The organism is Pseudomonas sp. FG98 (assembly GCF_057808595.1).
Map to the genome: position 1 here is coordinate 38,913 of NZ_JBMDIJ010000047.1, position 11,208 is coordinate 50,120.

General features: G+C 65.7%; 8 protein-coding genes. 2 read left to right on the plus strand and 6 right to left on the minus strand.

From position 1 onward, the window contains the following. Window positions 1-4 precede the first annotated feature (4 nt). The 6 genes from ACODSK_RS22520 to ACODSK_RS22545 form a co-directional block, all read right to left on the minus strand. Window positions 5-1,375 carry a trimethylamine monooxygenase gene (locus ACODSK_RS22520; protein WP_489019297.1) on the minus strand — a complete coding sequence of 457 codons (1,371 nt, stop codon included), beginning with the start codon at window positions 1,373-1,375 and terminating at the stop codon, window positions 5-7. 129 nt (window positions 1,376-1,504) lie between these two features. Then, on the minus strand, window positions 1,505-2,359 hold the full coding sequence (gene purU, locus ACODSK_RS22525; protein WP_489019298.1) for a formyltetrahydrofolate deformylase: 855 nt from the start codon (window positions 2,357-2,359) through the stop codon (window positions 1,505-1,507). Window positions 2,360-2,392: 33 nt separating this feature from the next. After that, window positions 2,393-3,523 (minus strand): aminomethyl transferase family protein, encoded by a 1,131-nt coding sequence (locus tag ACODSK_RS22530; RefSeq protein WP_489019299.1) that lies wholly within the window; start codon window positions 3,521-3,523, stop codon window positions 2,393-2,395. A 27-nt stretch (window positions 3,524-3,550) separates the two neighbouring features. Next, on the minus strand, window positions 3,551-4,567 hold the full coding sequence (locus ACODSK_RS22535; protein ID WP_489019300.1) for a heme-dependent oxidative N-demethylase family protein: 1,017 nt from the start codon (window positions 4,565-4,567) through the stop codon (window positions 3,551-3,553). A gap of 12 nt (window positions 4,568-4,579) precedes the next feature. After that, the gene (locus ACODSK_RS22540) at window positions 4,580-5,500 is read right to left on the minus strand and encodes a PDR/VanB family oxidoreductase (protein WP_489019301.1); all 921 of its coding nucleotides are present in this window, start codon (window positions 5,498-5,500) and stop codon (window positions 4,580-4,582) included. Continuing rightward, the gene (locus ACODSK_RS22545; RefSeq protein ID WP_489019302.1) at window positions 5,497-6,000 is read right to left on the minus strand and encodes a dimethylamine monooxygenase subunit DmmA family protein; all 504 of its coding nucleotides are present in this window, start codon (window positions 5,998-6,000) and stop codon (window positions 5,497-5,499) included. The genes ACODSK_RS22540 and ACODSK_RS22545 overlap by 4 nt, the downstream gene beginning before the upstream one ends. A gap of 157 nt (window positions 6,001-6,157) precedes the next feature. On the opposite strand from ACODSK_RS22545, the gene ACODSK_RS22550 reads away from it, so the two are divergent. Continuing rightward, window positions 6,158-6,832, plus strand: a complete 675-nt coding sequence (locus ACODSK_RS22550; protein ID WP_489019303.1) for a PAS domain-containing protein — start codon at window positions 6,158-6,160, stop codon at window positions 6,830-6,832. A 515-nt stretch (window positions 6,833-7,347) separates the two neighbouring features. Then, window positions 7,348-11,016: an RCC1 domain-containing protein gene (locus tag ACODSK_RS22555; protein WP_489019304.1), complete on the plus strand. Its 3,669-nt coding sequence runs from the start codon at window positions 7,348-7,350 to the stop codon at window positions 11,014-11,016. Window positions 11,017-11,208 lie beyond the last annotated feature (192 nt).

An 11,208-nucleotide genomic window follows, 5' to 3' on the forward strand; every position in this document is an offset into this window, starting at 1 on the left:
CTCCTCAAGGGGCGGTCAGTTTGCCGGCGGCCGGGTGCTCGGCCAGGTAGGCGCCGAGGGAGTCGTCCAGCGCTTCCAGCCAGGGCGTGTGGTGCGGCGTGGCCAGGGTGCCGGTGATCAGCGAGCGGTGGCACTTGTCGCGGTAGCCCATGATGTTTTCCGCCTTGTCGTGCTTCCATTCGAGGAAGGTGCGGTTGACCTCGGCAATATCGAAGCTGGGGTAGTCGGTGGCGGCGATCAACTGGCGGATGTACTCGCCCTGGAACTCGAACATCTGCTGGGCGTTTTCCAGGGTCAGCTCGGTTTCGCGCCAGGCCAGGTCCTCGGCATGCATGGCGGCCGGGTCGGGCAGGGCGATGCGTCCGAGGATCACGTCGCGGGCGTACCAGGCCTGGGCATCGAACATGTTGAAGCTGTACCACTGGTCCTGCATGCCGAGGTAGATCAGTTGCGGGTTGGCTTCCCAGAACACGCCCTTGTACAGGTTCAGCGGCCACAGGCGGTTGTCGGTCTTCAGCCGCAGGTCTTCGGCGAGGAAGGGGAAATGGTGCTTGTAGCCGGTGCACAGGATCACCGCATCGACGTGCTTGCTGCTGCCGTCGACGAAGAACGCGGTGCTGCCCTGGACATGGCTGAGCAGCGGTTTTTCTTCCCAGTTCTGCGGCCACTGGTAGCCCATCGGCGCGCTGCGGTAGCAACTGGTGATGCTGCGTGCACCGTACTTGAAGCACTGCGAACCGATGTCCTCGGCGGAATAGCTGCCGCCGACGATGAGCACGTCCTTGCCCTTGAATTCCAGGGCGTCGCGGAAGTCATGGGCGTGCAGGATACGCCCGGCGAAACTCTCGAAACCGGGGAAGGTGGGCACGTTGGGCGTGGAGAAATGCCCGCTGGCGACCACCACGTAGTCGAAGGTTTCGCTGTAGGTCAGGTCGTCGGCGTAGCTGTGGGCGGTGACCTGGAAGGTCTGGCTGGAAGCATCGAAGCGCACGTCGCGCACTGCCGTGTCGAAGCGGATCAGCTCGCGCACGCCGGCCTTTTCCACGCGGCCCTTGATGTAGTCCCAGAGCACTTCCCTGGGTGGGTAGGAGCCCATGGGCCGGCCGAAATGCTCGTCGAAGCTGTAGTCGGCGAATTCCAGGCATTCCTTCGGCCCGTTGGACCACAGGTAGCGGTACATGCTGCCGTGGACCGGCTCGCCGTGCTGGTCGAGGCCGGTGCGCCAGGTGTAGTTCCACATGCCGCCCCAATCGGACTGCTTCTCGAAGCAGACCAGTTCGGGGATGTCGGCGCCCTTGGCCTTGGCCGACTGGAAGGCACGCAACTGGGCCAGGCCGCAGGGGCCGGCGCCGATGATGGCAACGCGTTGGGTCATGGTGGGTACTCCGCATCAGGTTGTCAGGGTGGTGCTGATGGCCCTATCGCTGGCAAGCCAGCTCCCACAGGTTCAGCGGTGCATGCGATCCCTGTGGGAGCCGGCTTGCCGGCGATGAGGCCCTCCCGGCTAGCGGAAAATCACCGTCCGCTCGCCATTGAGAAACACCCGGTGCTCCAGGTGATATTTCACCGCCCGCGACAGGGCCACGGTCTCGGTGTCGCGGCCGATGCTGACCAGGCCGTCGGGCAGCAGCACATGGTCGACCCGCTGCACTTCCTGCTCGATGATCGGGCCCTCGTCGAGGTCGCTGGTGACGTAGTGCGCGGTGGCGCCGATCAGCTTGACCCCGCGCTCCCAGGCCTGGTGATAGGGCTTGGCACCCTTGAACCCGGGGAGGAACGAGTGGTGGATATTGATTGCCCGCCCGGACAGCTGCCGGCACAGGTCATCGGAGAGGATCTGCATGTAGCGGGCGAGCACCACCAGTTCGGTGCCGGTGTCTTCCACCAGCCTGAGCAGCGCCGCTTCCTGCTCGGCCTTGGTGTCCTTGGTCACCGGCAGGTAGACGAAGCGGATCCCCTCGCGCTCGGCCATCGGCCGCAGGTCCAGATGGTTGGAGACGATGGCGGTGATGCGCATGTCCAGCTCGCCCTTCTGGTGGCGGTAGAGCAGGTCGGCCAGGCAGTGGTCGTACTTGCTGACCATCAGCAGCACCGGCATCGGCCGGTTGCCTTCGAACAGCTCCCAGTCCATGGCGAACGGCACGGCGACATCGGCAAAGCCCTGGCGCAGCGCTTCCAGGTCCGGTTTGGCCCCGGCATTGAAGCGGAACACCGCGCGCATGAAGAAGCGTCCGGCCGTCTCGTCATCGAACTGGGCCAGCTCGCTGATATAGCACTCGCGCCCCGCCAGGTAGGTGGTGACCGCGGCAACGATGCCGGAGGTGGCCGGGCAACTGATTTTCAGGATGTAGTGGTTCATATCGGTTTCTCGTGCAGGCAAGGTCGCCCGGGCTCAGCCCTTGGCGGTGCGTTTTTTCTTCTCGGGATCGTCGAACGGCAGGCTGTGGGCGATGGCCTTGACGCTGAGGCTGCCGCGTACTTCCAGGGGCAAGCCCTGGCTGGCGATCTGCGGCTCGACCCGGGCGATGGCCATGGAGCGTTCGGTCAAGCGCGAGTACATGGCGCAGGTGATCACCCCGACCTGCTGGCCGTCGTGCCACAGGGTGTCGCCGTTCTGCGCGGCGACATGGCCGTCGAGCAGCACACCGTAGATCTTGAAGCGCTCCTGATCCTTGCGTCGGTAGTGCTCGCCGGCACCGCGGAAGTCCTGCTTGCCGGGCGACACGGTGAAGTCCAGGCCCAGCTCCCACAGGGTGTCGCCGGCCTTCTGGTCGGCGAAGGGGTACATCTGCGAGTTGTCGTAGGGGTAGAACAGCAGGTAGCTCTCGACCCGCAGCCAGTCCAGGGCGGTGAAGGCGCAGGGGATGATGCCGTGGCCCTGGCCCTTTTCCAGGATGCTGTCCCAGATCAGCGGCGCATCGGCAGCCTTGCAGAAGATCTCGTAGCCGCGCTCGCCGGTGTAGCCGGTGCGCGAGATCATCACCGGACGGTCGAACAGCTTGGTCTGCAAGTGGTGGAAGTAGGGCAGGTCGCGAATGCCTGGCACATGCTCGGCGAGGAAATCCACCGCCTTCGGCCCTTGCAGCGACAGGTCGTGCAGGTCGTCGTCGAACAGCACCGCGACCTGCCGACCTTGGGCCGAGCGGATCAGCATTTCATGACCGATGCCGGCGCCGTGCACCACCATGAAGGCGTTGGGGCCGGTGCGGTAGACGATGCAGTCGTCGGCGAAGGTGCCGTCTTCATCGAGCATGCAGGCGTACACCGATTTGCCCGGGTACAGCTTGGCGATATCGCGGGTGGTGGCGTATTGCAGCAGGCTTTCGGCGTGGGGGCCGACGTAGTGGACCTTCTTCAGCCCGGACACATCCATCAGCCCGGCATGGGTGCGGATGGCCTCGTGGTGGTCGGCCAGGTCGCTGGCGTAGGTCCAGGCGGTGCCCATGCCGTTCCAGTCTTCCAGTTGCGAGCCGAGGGCCAGGTGGCGTTCGCGGAGCGCGCTGATGCGCCATGAGTTGCTCATGGAGAAATCCTCTTGTTGTGAATGGGTTCAGGCGGTGGTGTCGAACTGGCTGAGCCACTCGACCAGCGCCGGGCGGTAGCGGGTCATGCCCTTGTAGTCGGCGATGGCCTCCGGCAGGTCGCGGATCACCCGGTGCAGGCGCTGGGCCCAGGCCGGATTGGTCACCAGTTCGTCAAGGCTGATCAGGTAGGTACGGATGCCGAACAGCAGGGCGTTGGAGCGCGGCAGGCGCAGCATCAGTTGCAGTTCCACGCGCAGGTGCACCAGCTCGCCGGCGTTCTGCGCGGTGACCTTGCCGCGGTCGCTGCCCCACTGGTGGAAGGTCTCCGGCGAGGTGTCCAGGCGCGGGTTGATGGTCAGGGTCCAGTTGAGCCGGCGCACCGGGCTGCCGACCTGGACGTTGAGCAGGTACTTGAGGGCGCGGTCGAACACGCCCATCTGGTTGGCGATCGGCACCGGCGAGTGCCACTGCTTGAAGCTCATCCCGGCATCGAAACGCAGCGACCAGTCGGCCGGGCAGGTGACCATGCCGGCATCCATGAACAGGTCGTCGTCGCGCTGGTCGAGTACGGCGAAGTCGCCCTGGGCCTGACGGGTGATGTATTCCAGTGGCTCGCACGGCAGGCTCGCCGGGTCGCCGAAGGTGAAGCGCTGGTCGATGCCCAGGGCCAGGTTCTGCCAGTGCCAGGCATCGCCATCGCAACTGAGCCTGAAGTGCTCGGGGTAATCGCGGGACAGGTGCTCCATCAGCACCGCCAGGGTGTCCCAGGCGGCCAGGGCCATGTGTGGCATCACCAGGCAGCGCTCCGGGTCCTGTTCCAGTACCCGCGCCCGTTCGGCCATTTCCGAGACGTAGTGCTCGTCGATATCGAAGGTGTGCTCGAACACCGAGCCGGGATCGCGGGATACCGCCGGTTCGATGTTCACCGAGTACATGTACTGGTCTTCCGGGAACGGGAAGGGGAAGCGGGCGATGGCTTCGGCGCTGTTGCGGAAGCTGAAGTCGTCCCGGTAGGTCTCGTGCGCTTTGAAGGTCAGGGTCATGGTCGGGCTCTCTCAGATATCCAGCAGGATCGGTTGGCCGCAGCCGCGGGATACGCAGGGCATCAGGCTGGCGCCGCGTTCGGCGGCGGCGAGGAAGTGGTCGCGGTGCTCGACGTCGCCCTTCAGGTAAGGGGTCTGGCACTGGCCGCAGACACCGCCACGGCACAGGTTGGGGATCTCCAGCCCGGCGCTTTCCAGGGCTTCGAGCAGGCTTTCCTCGGCGCTGACCTCAAGCTGGCGGCCACTGCGCGCCAGCTCGACGCGGAACGGCAGACCCGGCTCGGGTGCGGCGAAGGCTTCGCTATGGATGCGGCGCGGGCTCCAGCCGAGGGCGTCGGCCTGTTCGCGCAGGTCGAGCAGCAGTGACTGCGGACCGCAGGCGTAGACATGGCAGCCCAGCGGGCGCTCGGCGAGCAGCGCGGCGGGGTCGAAACGGCGCTGGCCGGCCGGGTATTCGTGCAGGCGCGGGCCGAGGCGCTGGCGCAGTTCATCGAGGTAGGCATCGCTGCTGCCGGCGCGGTAGGCGTAGTGCAGCTCGAACGCTTCGCCCCGGCGCAGCAGTTCGTGGCTATGGGCGAGCAGGGGGGTGATGCCGATGCCGGCGGCTACCAGCAGATGCTGGCGTGCCTTGCCCGACAGCGGGAACAGGTTGGCCGGGGCGCCGATCTTCAGGGTGTCGCCGCTGCGCAGCTGCTGGTGCAGGTAGCGCGAGCCACCGCGGGAGGTGTCCTGATGACGCACGGCGATGCGATAGTCACCGCCTGCGGCCGGATCGCCCAGCAGGGAATAGGCATTGCGCCGGCCATTGGGCAGGTGCACCTGGACATGGCTGCCGGCGGAGTAGCGCGGCAGTTCGCCGTGCAACGCTTGCAGGCTGAACTCGCGGATCACCGGGGTGAGCTCGCGGATGGCGGCGATACGAACCTCGATCATGGGCGCACCTCGGCATAAGGTTGCTCGGCATCGGCGCAGACCCCGAGGTAGGCGCCGAGGCGCTGGGAGAAGTGGCGGCGCACTTCCAGCTTCACGCCGCAGCGGACGCAGGTCAGGGTGTCGGCGGCGCTGGCCGCCTGGCAGCTGGCGCAGTGCACGCAGAACACCCGGCGGGTGCTGGCGGCGCTGCTGCTGATATGGATTTCGTCGTCTTCCAGGCCGGCGGCGCGGGCCAGGGCATGCAGCGGCCAGACGAAGGCCTGGTCACCACGCAGTTCCAGGCGCAGGCCGACCCGGGCATCGCGCAGGTAGTCGACCAAGGCCTGGTGCAGGGCGGCGACGTCGGCGTAGTCGGGCAGGGCCAGGTGAATCAGGGGCAGGTCGCTGGTGCTGACGGCCTCGCCGGTCTGGGTCACCAGCAGATGCTCGCGGGCCTTGGGGCCGGGAGTCTGGCTGGCGTAGCGTGGGACGCTGAAGGGGTGATAGGTCGTGCTGCTCATTGAAACCTCGGCGTGGGTCGCTGTTTCCTGTTGGGCTAAATAATTTCTCCATGGGAATTTCCGCTCAATCCTCTAGAGGAGATATGCCAAAAGGGGTAGTCGGCCTGGAAAGGCATGCTCCTTGCTGCATCCAGCTACCCGCCGGAGGAGAAGAGGGATGCCCAACGCCTTGCTGTCCGCGCCTGTCGCGCCATCGCTACCCGCCTGGGACGAACTGACCGAGCGCGAGGGGCAGACCCTGACGCTGCTCGCCAACGGCCTGAGCAACAAGCAGATCGCCCGTGAACTGGGGATCAGCGACGGCACTGTGAAGATCTACGTGCGCAACCTGCTGCGGAAATTCCGCCTCAATTCGCGGCTCGAACTGGCCACGCGGATCCACCGTGGCGGGGCGTCCTGGCGCGGAAATGAGGAGGGGGGATTGCCCGAGGAAGGTGCAACACTGTCTGTTCCCGCACCGATTCCGTTCGCCCACGGCCTGCTCGACGAACTGCCCGGGCTGATCTACCGCGGCCAGAACGACCGCAGCTGGTACATGGAATATGTCAGCGCCGGCTGCCTGCCGCTCACCGGCTACCCGGCCGACTACCTCACCAGCAACCCGCAGCGCAGCTTCGGCTCGCTGATCCTCGACGAATACGCCGACTACATCTGGTATTGCGTGCAATGCGCACTGCTCAAGCACGAGCCCTACCAGCTCAGCTACCGCATCCGCAGCGCCGAAGGGCGGATCAAGAATGTCTGGGAGACCGGGGTGGGGATCTATTCCGCCAGCGGTGAAGTGCTGGGGGTGGAAGGGGCGATCTTCGAGCGGCTGGAGAATTGGCCGTAGGCCTGACAGGACATCGCATCAAGGCTGCCACGCGCTTGTCTTGATCCTTGCAGCGCTCTTGAGATCGTGCGCCGCCCGCGCGGCGCATCGCCGGCAACGCCGGCTCCCACATTTATTGCAACGTACCTATGCCTGTCAGGCCATGGTTGACCGCCTTGTTTGCACGGCGCTATATCGAGTCGAGCCCAATGACCACCCCGCGATAGATCGCCGGGCATCCAAGGCTGACAGCGCAAATCTCACAGGCCATGGCACGTTGCAACAGATGTGGGAGCGGCTGTTAGCCGCGATGCGCCGCGCGGGCGGCGCTCGGTCTTGAGGGCGCTAGAGAGACATGCGGCATGCGCTTCGCGATGCGCCGCGCGGGCGGCGCTCGGTCTTGAGGGCGCTAGAGAGATACCGGCATGCGCTTCGCCGCAGACGTCCCACCCCCCTACCTGATATTTCTGCCAGTTGTGCAGCGGCCACACTTGGTCGTCCAATCGTCCCGGGGCCGATACGATTGGAGACAGGTCATGGGCAGCGACGAACACATGGCAACGCAAGGAAGCCTGGGCGAAACCCTCGAGCGCTACAACCAGCGCATCAGGGCCCTGGCGGAAGGGAACGACAGCGCCAGCCTGGAGCCGGTGTTCATCCCGGGCATGGTCGATCCGGTGCAGACCGAGGGCGCCGTTGGCGGGGTTGGCTACAACCTGGCCCACGGCAACCTGGACGGCCTGCTGATCCTGATCCAGAGGTACGTCAACATGGCGACGGGCGACTCGATCGAGGTGTTCTGGGGCGACGACACCCTGCCGGTGGCGCACGAGGTGGTGCCGCCGGACCACGGCGACGGCGGTTACTGGATGTACGTCGCGTCGAACCGCATACCCCTCGGCATCCACCCCTTGTACTGCCGGGTGACCCGCGCCGGTGGCGGTAATGACAGCGAGTCGCTGCCGATCAATATTCTCGCGCGCTTCGATTTTCCCGGTGGCACCGATCCGCAGCCGGACAACCCTGGCCACCAGAACCTGCCACCGCCCGAGCCGGACCTGCCGGCCAACGGCGTGATCGACGAAGAGGCGGCGAAGCAGGGGGTGAAGGTGACCATCGGCGCCTACCCGAACATCCGCCAGTACGACCGCATCACCCTCAGTTGGGGCGGCGAGGAAGTGAAGGCCGAGGTGACCAGCGCTGATATCGACGCCGGCTTCATCGAGATCCTGGTGCCGGAAGCGGTGATTCTCGCGGCGGGCGACAGTGATCGACTGGTGCTCATCTACCGCGTGGTCGACGAGGTCCACAACCAGTCCAGCGACTGGTCGCCACGCACCTACGTGACGGTGGAGGTCGGCAAGGACCTGCTGGCAGAACCGTTGATCATCAACCCGGACGACGAAGCCGCCGATTGGGACGTGATCGATCTCGACAAACTGGAGGGAGAAGACCTGCCTATCCGGGTGATGCTGCTGAACGGCGGTCCGGTGCAGATCGGCGATAGGGTCACGGTGAAGTGGGTGGGTATCACCTCGCAGGGCCAGGACTCGGCGATCGACCTTCCGCCGCAGCGGGTGCCGACCCTGCCCATGGTCCTCGACTTCCACGTGGCCAATGCCGACCTGCAGCCATTGCCGCAGGGCCGTGGCATCGCCGCGTACAGCATCAGCCGCGACGGCTTGCCGGTGGCCAGCTCCAAGCGTGCCTTCGTGGTCTTTCTCGGGGTCGAGCGCGGCCTGCCCAAGCCCGAGGTTCGCGAAGCCTTGGCCGGCGTGCTCGATCCCGAACTGGACCTGGCCACGGTGGTAGTGCCGGGCGAGGTCTTGCAGTCTGGCGACATGGTATTTCTCACGTGGCTGGGGACCCGCGCCAACGGCACGCCGTTGCTGTTCACCGCCGAGCGCCCGGTCAGTGGTGGCGGTGCCGGGCAGCCGATGACCTTCTTCGTCGACGGCGCCGACTGGATCAAGCCGCTGGAGGGCGGCGAGCTCAGCGTGCACTACGCCATCGGCCGCGCCGGAACGGAACTGCCGCTGCAATCGGAGCGCGAGCGCCTGGCCGTCGGCGATATCCGCTTCGAACTCGATCCGCCCTTTACCCGGCCACCGGCTCAGGACGGCGTGCTTGATCCGGCGTTGATCGACGGACTCCTGGAGATCGCCATCGCACCTTATCCGGACATGGCCGCCGAGCAGATCGTCCACCTGGCCTGGCGCGCCGACCTGGGGCCGGGTCACGACGACCAGGTGCCGATCACCGAGTTCTCCGTCGACCGCGAGGTGGTGTTCACCCTGACCCGGGAGCGGGTCCTGGACAACCTCGGCGCACTGGTGGAGATCTCGTACCTGGTGGAGACACCCGGGCAACCGCCTCGTCACTCGGCGGTCACCCGCCTGCGCATCGGTGTGGCGACGGTCGAACTGCCGCTGGCAGTCTTCACCGCCGCTGACCTGGACAACCGCCTCGATATCAACGATGTACTCGACGGTGCCGAAGTGCTGATCGACGCCTCGGCGGCATTCAAGGACGGCGACCGGGTCACGGTGCAGGTGATCAGCGGCGTCAGTGGCGGTACCCACAGCATCGAGCACCGTGTCGACCCCGGCGAGGGTGGCCAGCAGGTCCGGGTCACGGTGCCCTACGAGGTGATTGCGGTCAGTGTCGGCACCGAGATCACCCTGAGCTACGAGATCCAGCGCAGCGCAGGCGGACCGGTGGAACCGTCGGACATCAATCCCTATCAGGTGATTCGCCAGGTCGGCGCGGGGGATCTGCTGGTCATGGGCGCGCGCTGGAATGCCAGCACCACCGCAGCTTCGCGGTCGCCACGCATGCTCAGTGCCTTCGAAGCCTCGTCCGGCAAGCCGTTGCAGGCCGAGTGGCGCTACGACGGTAGCAGCCAATGGGCCCAGGCCAGCCAATGGATCGATACCCATCCCTGGTTGAAGCTGTACGTGCGCAGCCGGGATGACGCCATGCTGCTCAACCCGGCGAATATCTTCGGCAATGGCCAGGTTCTTGCAGCTTCCAGGTACGGCAGGTTCATGGCGATGCGCGATGAACGGGTCGTGGATGGGCAGCCGGTGGTCGATCTTGTGGCTTGGGGCAGCGAGGATTTCGAAGAAGAGCTGCTTGGTCTTACCGATGTGGCGGAAGTGAGCTGTACCCGCAACGTTTTTGCCGTGCGCCTGCGCAGCACCAGGGTGGTGTGTGTCGGCATGGGGCTTGACGCTGATCTGCCTGCGGAGGAAAGTGACGACTTTGCCCAGGTCAGAGGCAACGATTACGCCTTTCTCGGCCTCAAGCGCGATGGACGACTCTATGCCTGGGGCGGGGTGGGAGGCAGTGTGCCGGTGCCGCCGGATCTCGAAGCACACCGCGACTATGTGGAATTGTGCGGCGGCTTTGCGTACTTCGCCGCGCGACGGGCCAGCGGGCATGTCGTGACCTGGAGCATCGATCTTCGTCCCGGGCAGGAAGAACTCGACGACATCACCGCGTTCATCGCCAACAACAATGCCTTTGCCGCGCTACGGCAAAGCGATGGTCTGGGCCGGGTAATCGCCTGGGAGAGCGAGGACGGTGGCGGAGTGACCCCGCCGCCGATCTCCGACCTGATCAACGTCCGCACACTGGGGGCCGCGACGGGTGCAGCCTTCAGCGTGATCCTCGACGACCACTCGGTGCGAGCCTGGGGTGCCGAGGAAGCTGGTGGTGAAGTGCCGGAAGACATTGGCCAGCTGAACAACGTCGTGGAAGTCACCAGCACCCTGAATGCCTTCTGTGCCCGCCTCGGGGATGGGCGGGTGGTGGCCTGGCCGTACAGCGTCGACGAAGGCGTCGTGCCCGAGGACATCGCCGACCTGACCAATATCGTGCAGGTGGTGGGCAATGCCAGTTGTTTCGCCGCACTGTGCCGGGACGGCTCGGTAGTCGCCTGGGGCGACCCCGAACTGGGTGGCGATACCTCGCCGGTGGCGGCGCAGCTGTACGATGTCCGCGCGATCTACAGCAACCCCTGTGCTTTCATCGCCCTGACCGCCGATGGCCGTGTCGTGACCTGGGGCCTGAAAGATGGGGGCGGCGACAGCAGCGAGCAGCAGCCCGAACTGGCGCACAAGGTGACCGTGGGGCGGCGGATCAGCCTTGCGGAGGCGGAGGTGGTGTGCGGGGTAGTCACGCAGGAAACCAGCGGCGACTGAGCGAGCCAGGTATGCCTCGCTTCCATGATCTTGCCGGTGGTGTTGATCTTGCGGGGCTCATCGCTGGCAAGCCAGCTCCCACAGGTTCCCGTGTCAGGCCTGGATCATGCGGCTGACCCGGAACCCTGGGAGCCGGCTTGCCGGCGATGAGGCCATCAGCCTCGACATCGATCTTGCTGAATTGTTCTTGCC

Bases quoted from the DNA above. Each gene is read 5' to 3' on its own strand.
- ACODSK_RS22520 (WP_489019297.1), bottom strand. From the start codon at position 1,375: ATGACCCAACGCGTTGCCATCATCGGCGCCGGCCCCTGCGGCCTGGCC.
- purU (WP_489019298.1), bottom strand. From the start codon at position 2,359: ATGAACCACTACATCCTGAAAATCAGTTGCCCGGCCACCTCCGGCATC.
- ACODSK_RS22530 (WP_489019299.1), bottom strand. From the start codon at position 3,523: ATGAGCAACTCATGGCGCATCAGCGCGCTCCGCGAACGCCACCTGGCC.
- ACODSK_RS22535 (WP_489019300.1), bottom strand. From the start codon at position 4,567: ATGACCCTGACCTTCAAAGCGCACGAGACCTACCGGGACGACTTCAGC.
- ACODSK_RS22540 (WP_489019301.1), bottom strand. From the start codon at position 5,500: ATGATCGAGGTTCGTATCGCCGCCATCCGCGAGCTCACCCCGGTGATC.
- ACODSK_RS22545 (WP_489019302.1), bottom strand. From the start codon at position 6,000: ATGAGCAGCACGACCTATCACCCCTTCAGCGTCCCACGCTACGCCAGC.
- ACODSK_RS22550 (WP_489019303.1), top strand. From the start codon at position 6,158: ATGCCCAACGCCTTGCTGTCCGCGCCTGTCGCGCCATCGCTACCCGCC.
- ACODSK_RS22555 (WP_489019304.1), top strand. From the start codon at position 7,348: ATGGGCAGCGACGAACACATGGCAACGCAAGGAAGCCTGGGCGAAACC.